The organism is Allobosea sp. 10L422 (assembly GCF_056395345.1).
Genome location: NZ_JBFTJI010000002.1, coordinates 177,290 through 197,836 on the forward strand (window position 1 = coordinate 177,290; position 20,547 = coordinate 197,836).

At 66.1% G+C, this 20,547-nt stretch carries 22 protein-coding genes; 9 read left to right on the forward strand and 13 right to left on the reverse strand.

Annotated elements, in window-relative coordinates; genetic code table 11:
* Nucleotides 1-39: 39 nt before the first annotated feature.
* Nucleotides 40-240: a DUF1214 domain-containing protein gene (locus tag AC1DEZ_RS05195; RefSeq protein WP_476779346.1), complete on the reverse strand. Its 201-nt coding sequence runs from the start codon at nucleotides 238-240 to the stop codon at nucleotides 40-42.
* Between the two features lie 242 nt (nucleotides 241-482).
* Between AC1DEZ_RS05195 and AC1DEZ_RS05200 the strand changes: the two genes are divergently transcribed.
* Nucleotides 483-656: a hypothetical protein gene (locus AC1DEZ_RS05200; RefSeq protein ID WP_476778903.1), complete on the forward strand. Its 174-nt coding sequence runs from the start codon at nucleotides 483-485 to the stop codon at nucleotides 654-656.
* A 260-nt stretch (nucleotides 657-916) separates the two neighbouring features.
* A complete protein-coding gene (locus tag AC1DEZ_RS05205) occupies nucleotides 917-1,183 on the forward strand; it encodes a hypothetical protein (protein WP_476778904.1) in 267 nt (88 codons plus the stop codon).
* Between the two features lie 426 nt (nucleotides 1,184-1,609).
* Here the strand turns inward: AC1DEZ_RS05205 and rpiB are convergent, their stop codons facing one another.
* Nucleotides 1,610-2,059: a ribose 5-phosphate isomerase B gene (rpiB, locus tag AC1DEZ_RS05210; protein ID WP_476778905.1), complete on the reverse strand. Its 450-nt coding sequence runs from the start codon at nucleotides 2,057-2,059 to the stop codon at nucleotides 1,610-1,612.
* Nucleotides 2,060-2,331: 272 nt separating this feature from the next.
* Between rpiB and AC1DEZ_RS05215 the strand changes: the two genes are divergently transcribed.
* Both AC1DEZ_RS05215 and AC1DEZ_RS05220 read left to right on the forward strand, forming a co-directional pair.
* A complete protein-coding gene (locus AC1DEZ_RS05215) occupies nucleotides 2,332-3,798 on the forward strand; it encodes a DUF1800 domain-containing protein (RefSeq protein WP_476778906.1) in 1,467 nt (488 codons plus the stop codon).
* Nucleotides 3,799-3,803: 5 nt separating this feature from the next.
* Complete coding sequence (locus tag AC1DEZ_RS05220) at nucleotides 3,804-5,054, forward strand: DUF1501 domain-containing protein (protein WP_476778907.1); 1,251 nt, start codon at nucleotides 3,804-3,806, stop codon at nucleotides 5,052-5,054.
* A gap of 154 nt (nucleotides 5,055-5,208) precedes the next feature.
* Here AC1DEZ_RS05220 and leuD read toward each other — a convergent pair whose 3' ends face one another.
* From leuD to kynA, 6 genes are all read right to left on the reverse strand, one after another.
* Nucleotides 5,209-5,811, reverse strand: coding sequence for a 3-isopropylmalate dehydratase small subunit (leuD, locus tag AC1DEZ_RS05225; RefSeq protein ID WP_476778908.1), 603 nt, complete (start codon nucleotides 5,809-5,811; stop codon nucleotides 5,209-5,211).
* 26 nt (nucleotides 5,812-5,837) lie between these two features.
* Nucleotides 5,838-6,284, reverse strand: a complete 447-nt coding sequence (locus AC1DEZ_RS05230) for a metallopeptidase family protein (RefSeq protein ID WP_441512045.1) — start codon at nucleotides 6,282-6,284, stop codon at nucleotides 5,838-5,840.
* Nucleotides 6,284-6,529, reverse strand: coding sequence for a hypothetical protein (locus tag AC1DEZ_RS05235; RefSeq protein WP_441512046.1), 246 nt, complete (start codon nucleotides 6,527-6,529; stop codon nucleotides 6,284-6,286). Before AC1DEZ_RS05235 ends, AC1DEZ_RS05230 begins: the two co-directional genes overlap by 1 nt.
* 23 nt (nucleotides 6,530-6,552) lie before the next feature.
* Nucleotides 6,553-7,971 (reverse strand): 3-isopropylmalate dehydratase large subunit, encoded by a 1,419-nt coding sequence (leuC, locus tag AC1DEZ_RS05240; RefSeq protein ID WP_476778909.1) that lies wholly within the window; start codon nucleotides 7,969-7,971, stop codon nucleotides 6,553-6,555.
* A gap of 114 nt (nucleotides 7,972-8,085) precedes the next feature.
* On the reverse strand, nucleotides 8,086-8,238 hold the full coding sequence (locus tag AC1DEZ_RS05245) for a hypothetical protein (protein ID WP_156134498.1): 153 nt from the start codon (nucleotides 8,236-8,238) through the stop codon (nucleotides 8,086-8,088).
* A 133-nt stretch (nucleotides 8,239-8,371) separates the two neighbouring features.
* The gene (kynA, locus tag AC1DEZ_RS05250; RefSeq protein WP_476778910.1) at nucleotides 8,372-9,220 is read right to left on the reverse strand and encodes a tryptophan 2,3-dioxygenase; all 849 of its coding nucleotides are present in this window, start codon (nucleotides 9,218-9,220) and stop codon (nucleotides 8,372-8,374) included.
* 100 nt (nucleotides 9,221-9,320) lie between these two features.
* Here kynA and AC1DEZ_RS05255 point away from each other — a divergent pair, with 100 nt between their 5' ends.
* Nucleotides 9,321-10,535 carry an aminotransferase class V-fold PLP-dependent enzyme gene (locus tag AC1DEZ_RS05255; protein WP_476778911.1) on the forward strand — a complete coding sequence of 405 codons (1,215 nt, stop codon included), beginning with the start codon at nucleotides 9,321-9,323 and terminating at the stop codon, nucleotides 10,533-10,535.
* Between the two features lie 11 nt (nucleotides 10,536-10,546).
* Here the strand turns inward: AC1DEZ_RS05255 and AC1DEZ_RS05260 are convergent, their stop codons facing one another.
* From AC1DEZ_RS05260 to rplS, 4 genes are all read right to left on the reverse strand, one after another.
* Nucleotides 10,547-11,587 carry an HlyD family secretion protein gene (locus tag AC1DEZ_RS05260; protein ID WP_441512050.1) on the reverse strand — a complete coding sequence of 347 codons (1,041 nt, stop codon included), beginning with the start codon at nucleotides 11,585-11,587 and terminating at the stop codon, nucleotides 10,547-10,549.
* A gap of 14 nt (nucleotides 11,588-11,601) precedes the next feature.
* Nucleotides 11,602-13,227, reverse strand: coding sequence for an efflux MFS transporter permease (locus AC1DEZ_RS05265; RefSeq protein WP_476778912.1), 1,626 nt, complete (start codon nucleotides 13,225-13,227; stop codon nucleotides 11,602-11,604).
* Nucleotides 13,224-13,673 carry a MarR family winged helix-turn-helix transcriptional regulator gene (locus AC1DEZ_RS05270; protein ID WP_441512052.1) on the reverse strand — a complete coding sequence of 150 codons (450 nt, stop codon included), beginning with the start codon at nucleotides 13,671-13,673 and terminating at the stop codon, nucleotides 13,224-13,226. Before AC1DEZ_RS05270 ends, AC1DEZ_RS05265 begins: the two co-directional genes overlap by 4 nt.
* Before the next feature lie 172 nt (nucleotides 13,674-13,845).
* Nucleotides 13,846-14,241, reverse strand: coding sequence for a 50S ribosomal protein L19 (rplS, locus tag AC1DEZ_RS05275; RefSeq protein WP_441512053.1), 396 nt, complete (start codon nucleotides 14,239-14,241; stop codon nucleotides 13,846-13,848).
* Between the two features lie 206 nt (nucleotides 14,242-14,447).
* On the opposite strand from rplS, the gene AC1DEZ_RS05280 reads away from it, so the two are divergent.
* On the forward strand, nucleotides 14,448-15,236 hold the full coding sequence (locus AC1DEZ_RS05280; RefSeq protein ID WP_476778913.1) for an SDR family NAD(P)-dependent oxidoreductase: 789 nt from the start codon (nucleotides 14,448-14,450) through the stop codon (nucleotides 15,234-15,236).
* Between the two features lie 129 nt (nucleotides 15,237-15,365).
* Here the strand turns inward: AC1DEZ_RS05280 and AC1DEZ_RS05285 are convergent, their stop codons facing one another.
* Entirely contained in the window at nucleotides 15,366-15,896 is a 531-nt protein-coding gene (locus tag AC1DEZ_RS05285) for a dihydrofolate reductase family protein (protein ID WP_476778914.1), read from the reverse strand.
* Nucleotides 15,897-16,138: 242 nt separating this feature from the next.
* On the opposite strand from AC1DEZ_RS05285, the gene AC1DEZ_RS05290 reads away from it, so the two are divergent.
* From AC1DEZ_RS05290 to AC1DEZ_RS05300, 3 genes are all read left to right on the forward strand, one after another.
* Entirely contained in the window at nucleotides 16,139-16,891 is a 753-nt protein-coding gene (locus AC1DEZ_RS05290) for a bestrophin-like domain (protein ID WP_476778915.1), read from the forward strand.
* Between the two features lie 112 nt (nucleotides 16,892-17,003).
* Nucleotides 17,004-18,017: a DUF1254 domain-containing protein gene (locus AC1DEZ_RS05295; protein ID WP_476778916.1), complete on the forward strand. Its 1,014-nt coding sequence runs from the start codon at nucleotides 17,004-17,006 to the stop codon at nucleotides 18,015-18,017.
* Between the two features lie 316 nt (nucleotides 18,018-18,333).
* Complete coding sequence (locus AC1DEZ_RS05300) at nucleotides 18,334-20,418, forward strand: elongation factor G (protein WP_476778917.1); 2,085 nt, start codon at nucleotides 18,334-18,336, stop codon at nucleotides 20,416-20,418.
* Nucleotides 20,419-20,547: the final 129 nt, after the last annotated feature.

The window sequence follows — 20,547 nt, forward strand, 5'->3', positions numbered from 1 at the left end:
CGCGGGGACGCAGGATCCATCTACGACTGAGGGCTTCGGTCAATATGCGCGCAGATGGAGGGAGAAATCGCCCTTTGGCGCCGGCAGCCAGTTTGATACCTGCGCCTCGGGAGGCGGATCCGCCTGGACGTAAAACGTCAGCGAGCCGTCCGGATTGTGTTTGCGCGACGCAGCAAATTCTCCATCTCCCTCTCCCTCCGCTCGGATGGTTGCGGCTGCGAAATAGTGGCAGCCTTCCAGTTCGTCATAGACAGCGCCTCTCGGTCAATCTTGGAATGCTTGGCCTTGTTAGTGCCCGGGAGCGTTCATCAGATCGCAAGCAAAGCATTTTGTGGCCTCCCACTATGAGGTCTCGGCCATCAATTCTTCGGGAGCGGCGATCTTTTATTTTAGGCGGCCACCCGATAGCAAGGAACGCATTGTCCCGGCTGCAGTTGATGGGTTGAGGTCCGGGGGAGGAAGCTCGTCAGAGGAACGAGGCAATGACCGATGCGAGCGAAATGCGGCCGACGGACGAGAAAGCGGGCCGCCAGATATCCGATGATGAGGAAGCACCTGTCGGAGCGCCAACGAAATTTCCAGTTCTTTTCGCTGTGATCGCCGGATTGGGCTTGGTCGTCCTCGCCTCGATGCTTGTGGAATTTGTAGCGCGCTGACCATCGTCATGCCCTGTGCTAAGCCGACTTCTCCTGCGCCCGGATGGCTGCGGCCCCACGCGCGTGACAAGACGCTGGCCTCTGGCGTAGCGACGGCGCTGGCGCGGTGGGCCGTCGTACCTCCCCGATCTTCCGACGTAGAGCGGTCAAACGCTGGAATATTCTCCAAGGAAATATCGCTTGCGCGAACATGCGGCGCTGTGCACCTGGGGCGCGCGTATTACCGGCATCATGTCGGCTGGCGCTTCAGGATTTTCATCATGCCTATGACTACGACACGCCGCACTGTCGCTGCTGCCTTTGCGTTGACGCTCGTTTCCCTCTCTGCCTCTGCTCAGGTCACCGACCCTGAGATGACCTGCGCGGATTATCTCAAGACTGTCGCGGCCAATGGCGGCACGCCGAAGACCGGCGACGCTGCCATGGACAAGATGGCCGCTGATGTCGATGCCAAGATGAAGACCTATTGCACCGCAAATCCAAAGGCAAAGGCGATGGATGCCGCCATGAAAGTCATGGGCGGTTGAAGCTTCTGGCCCTGCAGTCGTCCGCGGCGGCGGGGCCGGTTACGCGACGCCAGCGGCGATACCCCTTATTCGGAAGGGCTCGATCTTTGGGTGTGTCCGACTGGCGCTATCGAGGGCTCGGTCGGCTTCGCCCTCGGGCTCGTTGGCATGACGATCTGCGATGCGCTGATCTGCTGGGCGCGCGCTGGCGGGACTGCCCTCCGTCGATCCCAATGCCTCCGAAATCGAACGGCTGAACGCCGCAAGAACGGCTGGCCGGCCCAGCCGGCTGCCTTCGGGCGTTTCCTCTCTAGACTTGGGCGCCGTCATCCTTCGGGGTGGCAGCGGTTTTTTGCGTTCGCGCAAACTTCCGAGATGGGTCGCGTCCCGATATTGGTCCGTTGCCTGAAACAGGGCATGTCCCGAAACAGGAAGCAAAGAACGGCGCTACTCCTCCAGCGCCTCGATCATCTCCACCCGCGTCGCATGCCGGCCGCCTTCGAATTCGGCGCTCAGGAACGCATCCACGATATCGAGCGCCAGCCCTTCGCCGACCACGCGCGCGCCAATCGACAGCATGTTGGCATCGTTATGCTGGCGGATCATGCGGGCTGAGAATGTGTCGGCGCAGACGCCGCAACGGATGCCCTTGACCTTGTTAGCCGCCATCATGATGCCTTGGCCGGTGCCGCAGAGGATAATGCCGAGCCGGCAATCGCCGGAAGCGACGAGCCGCGCCGCTGCTTCTCCGTGCTTGGGATAGTGTGTGCTCTCCGGTGTCGTCGGTCCGATGTCGACCACATCCCAGCCCTGCGTCGCGATATGAGCGGCAATGGCCCGTCGGAGTTGAATGGCAGCATGGTCGCTGGAGAGGACGATGCGGTTGCTTGCTGTCAAGGAGAAGGCGTCCTGTTTCCCGAGGCAATCCGACGGCTTGGCCGAGTTGGATCAGGTGCTGTTTGTTTCGTCAATTCTTCCAGTTTTCGAATGGCGGCAGCCTGATCGAGAGCGGGCGGGGTCGGTGCCTGGAAAGGGCCGGGAGCCGGCGGTCTAGATACTTCACGAGCGAAGTCTCATGGTCGAAGATTGCCGAATTGTCATGAATCCCTTTGCTTTTTTGCCATAGTCGCTGCGGATGCTGGTGGGGATGGTCAGCGGAGGCCGGCGGCATGGCGGGACCGGACGATCTGAAGGCGGGCGCCATCGCCCTCCAGCGTTTCGGCCTTGGGCCGAAGCCGGGGCAGGGCGAGGCAGTGCGCCGTGATGCGCGGGATCGGCTGCTGGCCGAGATCGCGACCGGGATCGTCGCGCAACCCCAGGGCGCGCTGCTGTCAGGCGCGGCCGAGATCGGCAAGGCGCTTTACGCTTTTGAGGATGATGAGAAGCGGGAGCGCGAGGCCAAGCGCATGGCCATGCAGCAGCCCGTTCAGGGCATGCAGGTCGCCAGCGCGGCGCAAGCTGAAACGCCGCCCGCGGCATCGCAGAACCAGATGGCTCAGCCAACGAAGGCGCCGAACCAGCCGGCGCTGCCCTACAAGACTTATCGCGACGAGGTGAAGGCGCGTGTCGATCTGGCGCTCGCGGCCGAGACCGGCTTCGCCGAGCGGCTGGTGATGTTCTGGTCGAACCATTTCTGCGTCAGTGCGATCAAGAGCAACATGTCCCGGATCATGGCGGGAACCTATGAGCGCGAGGCCATCCGCCCGCACATTTTCGGCCACTTCGAGGAGATGCTGATCGCGGCCGAGAGCCATCCGGCAATGCTCGACTTTCTCGACAATCGCCAGTCCGTCGGCCCCAACTCGCCGGCCGGGCGGCGCCAGCGACGCGGGCTGAACGAGAACCTCGCCCGCGAGATCATGGAACTGCACACGCTCGGCGTTGCCGGCGGCTACGGCCAGGCTGACGTCACCAATCTCGCCCGCATCATCACCGGCTGGACCGTCGTGGGGCGCGAAGGCGTGCTTGGCTTTCCCGGCTCCTTCGCCTTCAATGCCGGGCTGCACGAGCCGGGCGTGACGCCGTTGCTCGGCCGCTCCTACGATCAGCCGGGCCGGGCGCAGGGTGTCGCCGCGCTGACCGACCTTGCGCGCCACCCGGCGACATCGCGGTTCATCGCGACCAAGCTCGCAAGGCATTTCGTGGCGGACGTGCCGCCGCCCAAGCTCGTCGAACTCTTGGCCGCGACCTTCCGCCAGAGCGGCGGCGACCTGCCCTCCGTCTATCGAGCGCTGATCGGCAGCAATGAGGCGTGGACAGCGCCTGCAAGCAAGATCCGCTCGCCGCAGGAATTCCTCCTCGCATCCTATCGGGCGCTCGGGCGTCAGCCTGATTTCGGGCAGATCGTCGGACCGCTCGCGGCTATGGGGCAGCCCTTCTGGCAGCCCCCCGGGCCGAACGGCTATGCCGACACCAATGCCGCCTGGGCCTCGGCCGAAGGCATCAAGACGCGCATCGACGTCGCCGCCGGCTGGGGCCGGCAGGCGGCGAATGCGGTTCAGGACCCGCCGGGTCTGAGCGAGGACGTTCTCGGTCCGATCCTCTCGCCTGAGACGAAGCAGGCGGTGGCGCGGGCGGAGAGCCGCCCGCAGGCGCTGGCGCTGTTGCTGATGTCGCCCGAATTCCAGCGGAGGTGAGGCCGATGGATCGCCACGACGATGACGATGATTGCGAACGGATGACGCCGTCGCGGCGCGCCGTGCTCGGCGCGGCGGGTGCACTCTTTGGCTGGTCCTTCGTGCCGAAATTCGCCTATGCGGCGCCGGGCAGCCGCGACCCGCGCTTCCTGCTGGTGGTGCTGCGCGGAGCGCTCGATGGGCTTTCGGCCGTGCCCCCGATCGGCGATCCCGACTATGCCGGCCTGCGCGAGGGCATCGCGCTGGCCAAGGACGGCCCCGAGGCGGCGCTGCCGCTCGACGGCTTCTTCTACCTGCACCCGGCGATGCCGAATCTCGCCCGGCTCTATCGTGAGGGCCGGGCGGCGATCGTCCACGCCGCCGCTACGGGCTATCGCGAGCGCTCGCATTTCGACGGTCAGGATGTGCTGGAGAGCGGGCAGCCGGGGCCGGGCCGCACTGAGAACGGCTGGCTCAACCGGCTGATCGCGAGCCTGCCGGCCGGGGAGGGCATTTCGCGCAAGGGCGTCCTCGGCGTTGGCGTCGTGCCGCCGCTGGTGGTGCGGGGGCAGGCGCCGGTGCTGGGCTGGGCGCCGCCGCGCATGGCGCGAGCGGGCGTCGATCTGACGATGCGGCTCGCCGATCTCTACGGCCAGCGCGATGCAGGCCTCGCCGCGGCGTTGCAGCAGGCGATCGAGACGGAGGGGGTGGCGCGGCGCAGCGGCATGGCTGAGCCGAAGGGCGGCGGCGGGCCTGATACGGCCGACGGCATGCGCCGGATCGCTGAAGGTGTCGCCGGGCTCGTTGGCGCCGATGACGGGCCGCGCATCGCGGCGCTGGCCTTCGAGGGATGGGACACCCATGCCAATGAAGGCGGCGCCAAAGGGCGGCTGGCCAATCTGCTTGGCAGCCTGGACGGGGCCTTCGCGGCGCTGGAGCGCGGGCTTGCGCCGGTCTGGAAGGATACGGTGGTGATGGTCGCGACCGAGTTCGGCCGCACGGCCGCCGTCAACGGGACGGTCGGAACCGACCACGGCACCGGCACTGTCGCTTTCCTCGTCGGCGGCGCGGTGAAGGGCGGCCGGATGATCGCGGACTGGCCGGGGCTCAAGTCGGAGCAGCTCTACCAGAACCGCGACCTCACGCCGACGACCGATATCCGCTCGATCGCGAAGGGCGTGGTTGCGGACCTCTTCGGGCTGTCCGGGCCGGTCCTGGCAGAGAAGGTGTTTCCCGGCACGGGGGATCTCAGGCCTATGCAGGGATTGGTGGTTTAGGCTCCTTCCTTCTCCCCTCGGGGGAGAAGGTGGCTCGGCGAAGCCGAGACGGATGAGGGCGGAACCTCGACCGAAAACAAGAAAGGGCCGCTTGCGCGACCCTTTCTTCATCCGTCTGCTTCGCAGACACCTTCTCCCCCGAGGGGAGAAGCAATCACGCCCAGGCGCGTTGCTTCAGCTTGTCCTCGAAGGCCTCGATCTTCGAGGACTTCTCCATGGTCAGGCCGATGTCGTCGAGGCCGTTGAGCAGGCAGTGCTTGCGGAAGGGGTCGATCTCGAAGGTGATCTCGCCGCCGTCCGGCCCCTTGATCGTCTGCTTCTCGAGGTCGATGGTCAGCGTCGCGTTGGAGCCGCGCTCGGCGTCGTCGAACAGCATGTCGAGCTGCTCGGGCGTGACCGTGATCGGCAGGATGCCGTTCTTGAAGCAGTTATTGTAGAAGATGTCGGCGAAGCTCGTGGAGATCACGCAACGGATGCCGAAGTCGAGCAGCGCCCAGGGGGCGTGCTCGCGCGAGGAGCCGCAGCCGAAATTGTCGCCGGCGACGAGGATCTCGGCCTTGCGATAGGCCGGCTGGTTCAGCACGAAATCCGGGTTCTCGGAGCCATCCTCCTTGTAGCGCATCTCGGAGAACAGCGCCGTGCCCAGCCCGGTGCGCTTGATCGTCTTCAGATACTGCTTCGGGATGATCATGTCGGTGTCGACATTGACCACCTTCATCGGGGCGGGTGTCGAGGTCAGCGTGGTGAAGGGCTGCATGGTTCTTGTCCTTGCGTAAGGCCGGCTCAGCCGGCCGCCTGTTCGATGGCTTCCATGTCCTCGTCGGAGAAGCCGAAATGGTGGCCGATCTCATGGACCATGACGTGGGTGACGATGGCGCCGAGGCTCTCGTCATTCTCCGCCCAGTAGTCGAGGATCGGCCTGCGATAGAGGTGGATGGTGTTGGGCATCTGGCCGGTCTGCGGCGAATAGCCCTGCTGGGGCAGGCCGACGCCGCTGAAAAGGCCGAGCAGGTCGAATGGGCTCTCCGCCTCCAGCTCCTTCAGCACGTCGTCCTCAGGGAATTCTGTCACGTTGAAGATCACATCCGAGCAGAGCGCGCGGAATTCCTCCGGCAGGCGGTCGAAGGCGGCCTGCGCCAGCACCTCGAATGCTGCCTGCGACGGCGCCTTAACGCCGTCCCAGTCGATCTCCGCTGTTGTCGTGACCCTGGCGTCCACAGCCTTGCCCATCACCAGATCTTCAATTGGTGGCCGAGCCACCAGGCCAGCACCACGACGCCCAGCAGCGAGAGTGAGCGGCCGATGCGCCGGCCCCAGAGCTCGATCCTGTCGCCTTCGGGCGCGTCCGCGCCCGAGAAGTGCTGTGCCGCCCGGCCCATCGAGGAGCCGAGCAGGCTTTCGCTGTCGCGCTTGACGCGCTCGAGCGCGGCCTTGGCCTCGGCGTCGCGTGCGGTTTCGCGGGGATCGTTCGACATGATGCGTTCCCCGCTTGTCCGTCTCAGCCCAGCGTGCGCACGTCGACGAAATGGCCGGTCAGCGCCGCTGCCGCTGCCATCGCCGGCGAGACGAGATGCGTGCGGCCGCGATAGCCCTGGCGGCCCTCGAAGTTGCGGTTCGAGGTCGAGGCCGCGCGCTGACCCGGCTTGAGCTGGTCCGGGTTCATGCCGAGGCACATCGAGCAGCCCGGCTCGCGCCATTCGAAGCCGGCGGCGAGGAAGATCTTGTCGAGGCCTTCCAGCTCCGCCTGCTGCTTCACCAGGCCGGAGCCCGGCACGATCATGGCGTAGTCCAGGCTATCATGGATCTTCCTGCCCTCGACGATCTTCGCGACCGTGCGCAGATCCTCGATCCGGCCATTGGTGCAGGAGCCGATCCAGATCACGTCGAGCGGGATCTCGGTCATCTTGGTGCCGGCCGAGAGGCCCATATATTCCAGCGCACGCTTCTTCGAGGTGCGCTTGACCTCGTCCGCGATCAGCTCCGGATCGGGCACCGCTCCGAGCACCGAAATGACGTCCTCCGGGCTCGTGCCCCAGGAGACGATCGGCGGCAGGTTGGCCGCGTCGAGCTTCACGATGCGGTCGAAATGCGCGCCCTCGTCGGTGCGCAGCGTCTCCCAGTAACGGATGGCGGCTTCCCAGGCCTCGCCCTTCGGCGCCTTGGGGCGACCCTTGAGGTAGTCGAAGGCCTTCTGGTCGGGCGCGACCATGCCGGCGCGGGCGCCACCCTCGATCGACATGTTGCAGACCGTCATGCGGCCTTCCATCGAGAGCCCGCGGATGGCCTCGCCGGCGTACTCGATCACCGAGCCGGTGCCGCCGGCGGTGCCGATCTCGCCGATGATGGCGAGCGTGATGTCCTTGGCGCCGACGCCGGGAGCAGGCGTGCCGTCCACCTGGACGAGCATGTTCTTCGCCTTCTTCTGGATCAGCGTCTGCGTGGCCAGCACATGCTCGACCTCGGAGGTGCCGATACCATGGGCGAGCGCCCCGAAAGCACCGTGCGTCGAGGTGTGCGAGTCGCCGCAGACGATCGTGGTGCCCGGCAGGGTGAAGCCCTGCTCGGGGCCGACGATGTGGACGATGCCCTGGCGCTTATCCAGCTCGTTGAAGTACTCGACGCCGAAGTCCCTGGCGTTCTTCGCGAGAGCCTCGACCTGGACGCGGCTTTCCTCTTCCTGAATGCCCTTGGAGCGGTCGGTCGTCTGGATGTTGTGGTCGACGACGGCGAGCGTCTTCTCCGGCGAGCGGACCTTGCGGCCGGTCATGCGCAGCCCCTCGAAGGCCTGCGGGCTCGTCACTTCATGGACGAGGTGGCGGTCGATGTAGAGCAGGCAGGTGCCGTCGTCCTGCCGGTCGATGACGTGATCGTCAAAGATCTTGTCGTAGAGGGTGCGGAGGCCTGTTGACGCAGTCATGGCTTGGTCTCGGTCTTGGGAATTGTGATCTGGAAAATCGATGCATTGCCGCGCCGGTCATTCCGACGCGCTCAAATCAGTCGCCTGTCGCCGGCCGCGCGGAAGCGGCCGGTCTCAGGCGCCGGTAAGGCCCGCGGCGATGGAGGCGGTGAAGCGGCCGAAGAAGCGCCACGGCAGGCGGGCATGGTCATGCAGCGCGGCAAAATCCTGCGTCGTCGGCAGGGGCGGCAGATGGCCCTCTCCCTGCACGGCGCTGAAGCGCTGCAAATGATGCTCACACGGCGACATGGCCACTATGTAGCAGTTCCAATGAAGGTGGACAATCGATGCCGCGCAGGAGCGTCATCGCCGTGACGCAGAGGTCTGGCCTGGCATGAGAGCGGGCAGGACGGCCGGTGCGTCACAGCTCGCTGCGCAACTGCCAGAGCTCCGGGAAGAAGGAGCGCTCCAGCGCCGTCTTCAGGAATTTCACGCCGCTGGAGCCGCCGGTGCCCGGCTTGAAGCCGATGATGCGCTCGACTGTCTTCATATGGCGGAAGCGCCACTGCTGGAACTGGTCCTCAAGATCGACCAGCTCTTCGGCAAGTTCGTAGAGATCGAAATGGTGCTGCGTGTCCCGGTATATCGTCAGCCATGCGGCCTTCACCATCTCGCTCGCCGCATGCGGCACGCTCCAGTCGCGCTCGATGCAATCGGCCGGGATCGGCAGGCCGCGCCGGGCGAGCAGGCGCAGCGCCTCGTCGTAGAGGCTCGGCGCTTCCAGCAGCGCCTGCAGGTGGGCGTGGTGCTCGGCATGGTGCCGGTGCATCGCCAGCATGCGCGGGTCCTTGGCGCCGAGGCGGAATTCCAGCGCGCGATACTGATAGGACTGGAAGCCTGAGGACTGCCCGAGCGCGTCACGGAAGGCGAGGTAGTCGGCCGGGGTCATGGTCGAGAGCACATCCCAGGCGGTGACAAGCTGGGCCTGGATGCGCGAGACGCGCGCCAGCGACTTGAAGGCGGGCTGCAACTGGTCGTCCCGGATCGCCGCGATGGCGCCGTCGAGCTCGTGCGCGGCCAGCTTCAGCCAGAGTTCCTGGACCTGGTGGATGGTAATGAAGAGCAGTTCGTCCGGAGCATCGCTCAGCGGCTTCTGTGCCGCCAGCAGGAGATCGAGGCCGAGATAGGAGGCATAATCCATCCGCTCCTTGAAGTCGGTCTGCATGCCCGGCTCGATCCGGCTCCGATGATCGCCCGATCCGGTGCCCATCGCTCCGACCTCCTCGCTGCCCGCCTTGACGAAGGGAAGGCGGTCTATATTTTAAGCTTAAAGTATTTCGCCGTGTCGGCAAGGCGGGCAGGACGTGACGATGGCGATCGATCGGGCGACCCATGCTCCTGCGCGGCTCGGCCAGCCACCCTTCGATCTTGCCGCGGAATTCTCACGTTTCCGGCAGAACTGGCCGGACGAGCTGCATTTCGCCGCCCATAGCCACCATTTCTGGCCGAACGTCACCCGCGAGGCGCATCTGCGCTATTGGGACGATGCCGCCCGCCTCGTGGACGGCAAATGGGAAGAGGTTCTCGACTCCGTTTGGCCGAAAGTGGCGCGGGGCGTGGCTGGGCATCTCAACCTGCCCGGCATCGACGGGCTCGTGCCGGCCAACAACACCCATGAATTCGTCAACCGGCTGCTTTCCTGTCTGCCGCGGGACCGCGTGCCGCGCATCCTGACCGATGACGCCGAATTCCATTCCTTCCGGCGGCAGATCGAACGGCTGGCGGAGGAGGGGCTGGTCGCGCTCACAATCGTGCCGGCCGAGCCCTTCGCCGGCCTGACGGAGCGGCTGATCGCGGCGGCGAAGGCGGGCGATCCCGACATGGTCTTCGTCAGCCAGGTGCAGTTCAATTCCGGCTATGTGCTGACCGATCTTGACGGGCTGGTCGCGGGCGTCGCCGCGCCTGGGCGCCTGGTCGTTATCGACGGCTATCACGGCTTCCTGGCGCGGCCGACCGATCTCTCGGCCATCGCCGACAAGGCCTTCTACATCGCCGGCGGCTACAAATACGCCATGGCGGGGGAGGGCGCCTGCTTCATGCACTGCCCGCCCGGCTTCGCCATGAGGCCGCGCGACACCGGCTGGTATGCCTCCTTCGGCGCGCTCTCTGGGCCGCAGGGCGGCGTCGGCTATGCAGAGACGGGCTGGCGCTTCATGGGCGCGACTTTCGATCCTTCCGGGCTCTACCGCATGGGCGCGGTGTTCGACTGGCTCGACGCGCGAGGGTTGGACGCGGCGGCGATCCACGCCCACGCCCATGCCCTTCAAGCCATCGTCGCGGAGGGGCTGGTGCGCCGGCCTTGCGGCGTGCTCGCGCCGGAGAATCTCGTGCTGCCGCTTTCCGAGCCGGCGCGCGGCAATTTCCTGACCTTTCGCCATGCCGATGCGCCGCTCTGGCATGAGCGGCTGGCGCGGGCCGGGATCACCGTCGACCTGCGCGGCGACAGATTGCGCCTCGGCTTCGGCCTCTACCAGAACGCGGATGATGCGCGGCTGCTGCTGGAGCGGCTGGCGACGCTGGCCTGAAGCGCACGGGGTCAGCGCCGCGAGGTGTCGACGCTGACCACCACGGACATGCCGGGCACCAGTTCGTCCGCAAGGGGCTGGCCCGGATCGATGACGATGCGGACGGGCACGCGCTGCGCGATCTTGATGAAGTTGCCGGTGGCGTTTTCCGGCCGGATGACGCTGAACTCCGAGCCCGCCGCCGGCGAGAAGCGCTCGATCTTGCCGGTCAGCGTGGCATGGCGCAGGGCATCGACGGTGAAGCTCACGGGTTGTCCGATCCGCATGCCCGCAAGCTGGGTTTCCTTGAAATTGGCGATGATCCAGGTCTGGGCGGGAACGAGTACCATGAGCTGCGTGCCGGCCGAGACGTATTGACCGAGCCGGGCCGAGACCTCGCCGAGGCGCCCGTCCTGCGGGGCGGTGATGCGGGTGTTGCTGAGGTCGATCTCCGCGAGATGGACCGTGGCCTCGGCACCCTCGACCGCCGCCACCAGCGACTGGCGGTTGACGATGGCGGTCTGAATATCCTGCCGCGCCACTTCGGCAGCGGCATTGCTGGCGGCGAGGGAGGCGCGGGCCTGGTCGAGCGCTTGCTGGCTCTGGTCGGTGCTGGTCTGGCTGACGACGCCGCGTTCGCGCAGCGGCTCGATGCGGCCCCAGTTCGCCTCGGCGGTGCGCAGCGCAGCCTCGGCGCTGGCGACATTCGCCACTGCGGCACGCAGCCTGGCCTCGGCGGAGGCGCGGGCTTGATCCGAATTGGCGAGCGCCGCGCGCTGGGCGGCAAGGCTGGCGCGGGCCTGCTCCAGCTTCTGCGCATAGATGCGGTCGTCGATGCGCAGGAGCAGGTCTCCCTGCTTGACCGTGGCGAAGTCCTGCACCGGCACCTCGGCGACATAGCCGGCGAGCTGCGGCGCGATGACGGTGACCTGGCCGCGGACATAGGCGTTTTCGGTGGTCTCGATGGCGCTGGCGAAGGGCGGCAGCCGCCAAGCGTAGAGGATCACGGCGAGGCCGACGAGGCCGATAGCCAGGGCAACATACGTCGAAAGGGAGCGGAAGAGGCGGGTCATGGTCGGTGCAGTGATCAGCCGGCTGCGGGGGCAGGGGCGGTGGCGGAGCGCGCCCTGAGGCGCAGGATGGCAAGATGGAGAAGGAGGCCGGCGAGGGCCATGCCGGCGAGCAGCGAGATCAGCAGAAAGGCATCGTTATAGGCAAGAACGAGGGCTTCTCGCGTAGCCTGCTGGGCAAGAAGCGTCACGCCCTCGGCCCGGGCCAGCGCAGTGTCGGTCAGGACGTGGCCGTAGCTGCCGCCGAGTTGGCCGATGCGCTGGGCGACCAGCGGATCAGACATCGCGAAATGCTCGGTCAGCACATGATAGTGGAAGCTGGTACGCAGGGTGACGAAGCTGCCGAAGATGGCCGAGCCGAGCAGGCCGCCGATGCTCTGCGTAAACAGGAAGACGGTGATGAAGCTGAGGATATAGACAGGGCCGCGCGCAATCGCGCTGCCCATGCCCTGCGCCATCGCAGTCGGCAGGTAGAGCCCCGAGCCGTAGGCGACGAGTGCCTGGCTCAAATGGATGTCATGCGGCCGGGTCAGGCTTGTGGCGCCGCTGTCGAGCCAGGCGCCCAGCGAGACGCAGGCCAGAGCCACGCCGTAGAACCAGTTCTCGCGGCCGGGCCGCAGCAGCAGCGCACAGGTCAGCCCGCCGGCCAGGACCGCGCAGAAGATGACGGCATAGAGCGGCATGGTCTGCTCGTTCTGGATGCCGAGCGCCTGGAAGAAGTTGGAGGCGCCGACCGTCTGTTCCGCCAGGAGCACGCGCAGCAGCAGCAGCGCGCCGGCGAAATGCAGCGTCGTCGGGCTCGTCAGCCAGCGGATGTCGATGAGCGGGCTGTCGCGATGCAGCTCGATGATCGCGGCCAGCATCAGGCAGAGGATGGCGCAGGCGACGAGCCAGCCGAGCCAGGGCGCCTCGAACCACCAGTAGATCCGGCCGAGGCTGAGCACGACGGCGATCGAACCGAAGCCGACGGCGATGAACAGGTAGCTGACGAGATCGAGCGGGCCGATGCACTTCACCCGCGGCGGCGAGGTCAGCGGCAACGCGTAGACGAAGCCGAAGGCGAGCAGGGCCAGCCCCATCTCGAACAGGGTCAGGCCATGGAAGCCGCCGATGTCGAGCAGCCAGGGCGAGATCAGCCGCGTCACGGGTATGCCGAGCGTGGTGTTGGTGAGCGCCAGCGAGATTCCGACGGTGAGCTTCTTCGGCGGCGGCAGCGGCTCGATCATGTAGAAGAAGGCGAGGGAGGACATTGGCGCCGCTGCCATGCCGCTCATGAAGCGGACCACCACGGCCGATTGCAGATCGCGGACGAAGAGGAGGTTGAGCAGCGTCGCGAAGACGAAGCCGGCCAGGCTGATCTCGGCGAAATTGCGCAGCCCGTACTGCATCCGGATCTTGATCAGGGCGATCGAGAGCGAGACGTTCGGCGCCATGTAGGCAGCGATCAGCCAGTTGGTCTCGGCGAGGGTAGCGCCAAGCTCGCCCTGGATCTGGTAGATGTTGGTGTTGACGATGTTCTGGCCGATCTGCTGCGTCATCGCCAGCGTAACCGAAGCCAGCATGTAGGCGAGCGCGCGGGCCGGCGGCATGGTGAGGCCGAAGGGCTGGGCGGGCGGTGCGGTCGTGGTTTCCGGCGCGCTCATGGGGCGGCGCTCCGCCCGGCGGCGATATTGCGCGAGGTGCGGCGGAGCACATCGAGCGCCGCTTCCAGTTCCTCCGGAGCGATACCCTGCAGGATACCGGCGCGCAGCGCGGCGAGGAAGTTCAGGATGTCCTGCGCCTGGGCGCGGGCGGTCTCGGTGAGGAAGACGCGGCGGGCGCGGCGGTCGCCTTCGACGGCGCGGCGCTCGATCATGCCGTTGCGTTCGAGGCCGTCGAGGAGCCGCACCAGCGTCGGCTGCTCGATGTCGAGCAGGCCGGCGAGATCGGACTGGATCGGTCCGTCCTCCTTGGCGAGCTCCATCAGCAGACGGGCGCGCGAGAGCGTCAGCCCCATGTCGCGTGCGCGCTCGTCGACCAGAGCCCTCAGCTTCCGGTTGACGGCGGCAAGCTCGGCGGTGAAGGCGGCCTGAAGTGGGGAGAGGTCCATGATGTTGATATAAATAGCATGCTAATGATTGTCCTACTTATAGCCGACATAGATGCATATCAAATGAGGATTTTGCGGTTCGATATGCGTTTTTGGAATGAATAGATATTGGGCAATAAAAAACGCGGCCCCGAAGGACCGCGTTTCGAACTCTCTGCGCTGAAGCTGCGGCTTACTTGCCGGCCGCCTTCGAGCCCTTGGCAGGCCTGGCCTCGACGCGCTCGGCGATGCGGGCCGACTTGCCGCGGCGATCGCGCAGGTAATAGAGCTTGGCGCGGCGCACCTTGCCCTTGCGGATGACCTTGATCGAGTCGAGGTTCGGCGAGAACAGCGGGAAGACGCGCTCGACGCCCTCGCCATAGGAAATCTTGCGGACGGTGAAGCTCTGGTTGAGGCCGCCGCCGTTGCGGGCGATCACGACGCCTTCATAGGCCTGGACGCGGCTGCGCTCGCCTTCCTTGACCTTGACGTTGACCTGCACGGTGTCGCCGGGCTGGAACGGCGGGATCTCGCGACCTTCGCTCAGCTTGGCAATCTGCTCCTGATCGAGCTGTTCGATGATGTTCATGGGTCTCTCCATGGCCGTTTCGCGTGTGGACACGCGGGCGTTACGGCTCGCTGTTTTCAGTTGAGTGCGGGGCCTTACAGGAGCGCGGCGGATTTGTCGAGCGGCAATGCCGGCAAAGCGCGGCGGCGCCGAACCGCTTGTTGGCGATCCATGCGGCATGCTTAGCCTTGCCCGGACCGAGACGCCACACCGACCGGACGCAGGCCATGACCGACCAAGCCATCAAGATCGCCCTTGTGACGGGTGCCGCGCGCGGCATCGGGCTTGCCACTGCCAAGCGATTTCTCGCTGAGGGCTGGCAGGTCGGTCTGCTCGATATCGACGGGGCAGGGCTCGAGCGGGCGGCAGCCGAGATCGCGCAGCCGGAGCGGACGCTGGTGCTGACCTGCGACGTCGCCGACCCGGCACAGCTCGAATCGGCCTTCGCCGGGCTCGCCAAGCGCTTCGGGCGGCTCGACGCGCTCGTCAACAATGCCGGCACGGCGGTGTTCAAGCCGCTGCTGGAGACGACCTATGAGGAGTGGCAGCGGGTGCTCGCGGTCAACCTCACCGGCCCGTTCCTGGCGACGCAGCTCGCCGCGCCGCTGATGGCCGATCATGGCGGCGGCGCCATCGTCAACATCACCTCGATCTCGGGCCTGCGCGCCTCGACGCTGCGCGTGGCCTACGGCACCTCGAAGGCGGCGCTGGCGCATCTGACCAAGCAGCAGGCGGCGGAGCTCGCGGGCCTGGGGATCCGCGTCAACGCGGTCGCGCCGGGGCCGGTGGAGACGGCGATGGCCAAGGCAGTGCACAGCCCCGAGATCCGCGCCGATTATCGCGATACGATTCCGCTCGGCCGTTACGGGCTGGAGGAGGAACTGGCCGAGTCGATCTTCTTCCTGTGCTCGGAGCGCGCGAGCTACATCACCGGCCAGGTTCTGGCGGTCGATGGCGGCTTCGACGCCGCCGGCATCGGGCTGGCGACGCTGCGCGGGGAGAGGCGGAACCTCTAGGGGCGCGGGGCTGATCTGGTCGGCATTTCGGAGCGGTTCGAGAGCTTGCATGCGGCGCCGCGAAGGCGAGGACCCCGCGGCCTTTCGCCCCGGCGGACCTGACCCGTCGGCGCAGTCCGCTTTGCGCGATCAGGCGGGGACGTATGTCAACCTGATCGTGTCCTCGCCCACCTGATCGCTGGCTACAAGGCGGAGCGGTGGCCGGGGGCCTGCGAAGAATGGCGTGCCCTGACCCAGCACGACCGGGTGGAAGTAGAGTCGATACTCATCGACGAGACCAAGGTCGGTCAGGCTCCGGGCCAGATCCGGTCCGGCGACTGCAATCTCCCCAACGAGTCGAGCTTTCAGCCCGCGGACCACTGCCTCGAGGCCATGCTCGACAAGTGTCGCGTTTGGGCCGACGGACTTCAACGAGCGTGACACGACCCATTTCGGTTGGCTTCGCCACGCCGCCGCGAAGTCGCGCCGCGCCGCGTCCCACTCGGGATCGTCTTCATCCCAATAGCGCATGATCTCGTACATGCGGCGACCGTACACACTGCCGGCCAGGTCGCGTACGTGCTCTGTCCAGTGACGGAAGAGCGCTGGACCTGTCTCCATTTTCAGGTGGTCGACATAGCCGTCCAGCGACTGGTTCATTCCGAAGACGAGTTTCGCCATTCTGCCAACTCCATCCCAGCTTCTCGGGCTTAGCGTGAACTCCCGTGGGGCGGAAGTGAAGTTGGCCGCGATCTGCGCGCCGCCTCGCGCGTGAGGCCGATAATTCGGAGAGCTTGGGCTCACGATCCAGGCTGAATCGAGGGGATTGTCAGGAGCCCGCCGCGTCCTCCAAATGATCGGGTCCAGGCCGTTCCCGGGGACACTGGAATCGTTGCCACGCTGATGTGAGAGGCTGGTCCGCGATGGAACCGTTCACGATTGGCATTCTCGCGTTCTTCGTCATCTTCGGCGCGACCCTGCTCGGCATGTTCGTGAAGAACCGGCTTCCCGAGCACCATCTCACCCCTGACTCGAGAGATGCCATCAAGCTGGCCACGGCGATCATCGGAACGCTCTCGGCGCTGGCGCTCGGTTTGCTGATCGCTTCGGCCAAGCGCTCTTTCGACGATGCGGGGGCCGAGCTGAGGGCGACCGCGGCGCGCATCCTGGTACTGGACCGGGTCCTGGATCATTACGGACCGGAAACCGCCGAGATGCGCCAGTTGCTCCGCAAGCTGGTGGAGCAGCGCAGGCTCGAGATCGACAGCAGCATATTGAACGGCGACTCGCTCAATGACGGGCTGGACGTCGAGCCGATTCAGGATCGCCTGCGGGACTTGGTCCCGAATACGGATGGGCAGCGCTGGCTTCAGTCGCGGGCACTCCAGCTGACGGGGCAGGTCGCGGAGACGCGATGGTCGCGGCCGGAAACCGAGGCTGGAGGGTTTCCGAGCGTTTTCATCGTCTTCATCGTGTTCTGGCTGGCGCTCCTCTTCGTTTCCTTCGGATTGCTTACGCCGGGAAATGCGACTGTGACCGTCTTCCTTCTCGTGTCGGCGATATCCGTCGCGGGGGCGCTGGTCCTCATCATCGATATGGACCATCCGTATCTCGGCTACATCCGTGTGTCCGATGCGCCTCTGAGGTTGGTCTTGGAGCGGCTTGGCAGGCCCTGACATTCGTATCGGCGGCTCTGTCTCCCGAATCCCGCTTCGCGCCGTTCCGGCTGTCAGCGATTGACGCTGCTCAGATGAGGACGCAGGCTCGCAGAAACCCGGGAGGAAGGCCATGATGCGTGCGTCGATGATCGTCTTTTCTCTGCTCGGCGGCCTTTCGGCGGCATCGGCGCAGAGCGCCGTTCCTGTTACCGTCGACAACTTCATCCGCGCCGAGTCCGACACCTACATCGCCAATCTCGCCCAGCAGAGCGGTGGGCTCGGCAGGCTCCTTCATCGACGCGAGCCCGCCTCGGTCGATGAGCAGACCGTCATCCGGCTGAACCGCGACACCCTCTACTCGTCGGCCGTGTTCGACCTCGATGCCGGGCCCGTGACGGTGACATTGCCGGATGCGGGGCAGCGTTTCATGTCGCTGATGTCCGTCAGCCAGGATCACTATGCCGCGACGGTCTATGGCGCGGGCACCCACCGTTTCACCCGCGACAAGGTCGGGACCCGCTATGTTCTGCTGGGTGTCCGCACCTTCGTGAATCCGAACGATCCCGAAGATGTTCGCAAGGTTCACGCGCTGCAGGACGCGATCAAGGTCAGTCAAAAGAACAGCGGCAAGCTGGAGTTGCCGCGCTGGGATACCGGGAGCCAGAAAAAGGTGCGCGACGCCCTGCTGGTCCTGGGGTCGACAATAAGCAGTTTCGACGGAGCATTCGGCTCCAAGGCGGAGGTCGATCCGGTGCGTCACCTCCTGGGCACGGCCGGAGGATGGGGAGGCAACCCCGAAAAGGATGCGAAATATCTGAGTGTGACGCCGGCGAAGAATGACGGCAGCACCGTCTACAAGCTCAACGTCAGAAACGTGCCGGTGAACGCGTTCTGGTCGGTCAGCGTCTACAACGCGCAGGGATATTTCGAGAAGAACCCCTACGATGCCTATTCGCTGAACAGCATCACCGCAAACAAGAGCGGCGACGGCACCTCCCTGATCCAGTTCGGTGGTTGCGACGGCAAGATTCCGAACTGCCTGCCGATCATGAAGGGACGGAATTACACGGTGCGGCTCTATCGGCCGCGAGCAGAAATCCTGTCCGGCAAGTGGACGTTTCCCGAGCCGCAACCCGTCAACTAGCGCTTAAAAGCATTTGCTGAGCAAAAGGTGCAACGGTCAGCGCAAGCCACACCGTATGGGACCGAGCGCGCCTTGCTGTCAGGGCCAGGAAAAGGAGCGCTGATGCGTGCCGCTGCAGTGCAGCGGACAAATCCCTTGCACCTGCTCCAGAACGGCGCGAACCTTCCCCGACATGCCTCTTCGACGGCCGCCCGACCTGCTCGGGCCGGTGCGACCGCCGCCCGACCGGCGCCTCCGGGCTTCCCGCCGCGCCGCCATCCGCGCCGATGATGGGCTCGACCTTTCGTCCTCGCGGTCCAACCCGAAGGAGGACGTCATGGCAGCACAAAACGGCAGAGGAGACACCGCCGGCGGCACCAGGCGGGCGGGGCCGCGATGCATCGCGATCGTCGGCCCCTTCCAGAGCGGCAAGACGACCTTGCTGGAAAGCATCCTGATGCGCTGTGGCGCACTTTCGCGCACGGGCTCGGTCAAGAACGGCAATACGGTAGGTGATGCGGCGCCCGAGGCGCGTGCGCATCAGATGAGCACGGAACCCAGTGTCGCGACCGTCGAATTCCTCGGCGACACCTTTCATTTTGTCGACTGTCCCGGCTCGGTCGAGTTCCTGCACGAGATGCGCCACGTGTTGCCGGCGGTCGATGCCGCCGTCGTCGTCTGCGAGGCGGACGACCGCAAGGCGCCGGCACTGGAACTCGTGCTGCGCGARCTCGAGGAGGCCGACATCCCGCGCTTTCTCTTCCTCAACAAGATCGACTCGGCCTCGCGCCGGGTCCGCGAGACGCTCGGCATTCTGCAGCGCGCTTCGCGGACGCCGCTGCTGCTGCGCCAGATCCCGATCTGGAAGAACGGCATCGCCGTCGGCTTTATCGATCTCGCGCTGGAGCGGGCTTTCATCTACCGCGAGCACGCGCCGAGCGAGATCGTGCCGCTGGCGGTGGATGAGAACGGCCGGGAGAAGGAGGCGCGCTTCTCCATGCTCGAGCGCCTCGCCGACTATGACGACGAGCTGATGGAGGAATTGCTCGGCGACATGGAGCCGCCGCGCGACCGCATCTTCGATGATCTCGCCCGCGAATTGCAGCATCGCCATGTCGTGCCGGTGCTGATCGGCGCGGCCGAGCGCGGCAATGGCGTGACGCGGCTGCTCAAGGCACTCAGGCATGAGGCGCCGGGGCTCGCCGAGACACGCGGGCGCGCCGGAATCCTGGCAGAAGGACCGCCGCTCGCTCAGGTGATGAAGACCTGGCATTCGAGCCAGGGCGGCAAGCTCTCGCTGGCGCGGGTGATGCGCGGCCGGCTGGCGGAAGGCGACGTCGTAACCTCGTCGGGTGGGGTCGAGGCTCGCATCGCCGGCGTGCTGGCGCTGAAGGGCGCGGAGCAGAGCCGCAAGCCGGCGGCCGAGGAGGGCGAGGTCGCGGCCTTCGCCAAGCTGGAAGGCATCGGCACGGGTGAAGCCTTCATGCTCGGCAAGCAGCGGGCGAGCGTCGTCAGCGCGATCGCGCCGCCGGAGGCTGTGCACGCCGTCGCGATCTCCGTGAAGGACCGCAAGGACGATGTCCGGCTGGCGGCGGCGCTGCAGCGGCTGACGGAGGAGGACACTGCGCTTTCGGTCATGCAGATCCCCGAGCTGAGCGAGACACGCCTGACGGGCCAAGGAGAAATGCATCTGCGCGTCGCGCTCGAGAAGCTTGCCGGCCGCTACGGCGTGACCGTCGCGGGCCGTGCGCCCCAGGTCGGCTATCGCGAGAGCATCCGCGGCCACGCCGGAGCGCGCGGCCGGCATCGCAAGCAGAGCGGGGGCCATGGCCAATATGGCGATGTGGTGATCGATGTCGCGCCGTTGCCGCGCGGGGACGGCATTCGCTTCGTCGACAAGATCACCGGCGGGGTCGTGCCGCGCCAGTATATCGGTTCGGTCGAGGCCGGCATGCGCGACTTCTGCGAGAAGGGGCCGCTCGGCTTCCCGATCGTCGATATCGAGGTCACGCTGACGGACGGCTCCTACCACACGGTGGATTCGTCGGACATGGCATTCAGGCAGGCTGCGCGGCTGGCGATGAGCGAGGCGATGCCACAGGCGAAACCCGTTCTGCTCGAGCCGGTCCTGTCGGTCGATGTCGTGATTCCGTCGGAAGCGATGTCGCGCGCATCGGCGTTGATCTCGTCGCGGCGCGGCCAGATCCTGGGCTATGATACACGGCCTGGCTGGCGCGGTTGGGACCAGATCAAGGCGCTGGTGCCGGAGGCCGAGATGCCCGGCCTGATCGTTGAGTTGCGCTCGGCAACCTCGGGCGTCGGCTCGTTCAATGCACGCTTCGACCATCTCGCGGAGCTGGCCGGGAAGTCTGCGGAGGCGGTCGTCTCCGCGCAAGCCCTGGCCTCCGCCCAGGGCCGCTGACGGGGCCGATCCTGTGGATGGGCTCCTTGTGGGTTCATCCCCGCGGGGTGACCGGGAGGGATGCTCTGGAAGGCTCGTCCGCACGGCCTCGCGCGACCAGCGCCTGCGGCGGTTGCTTGCGTCTGAGAA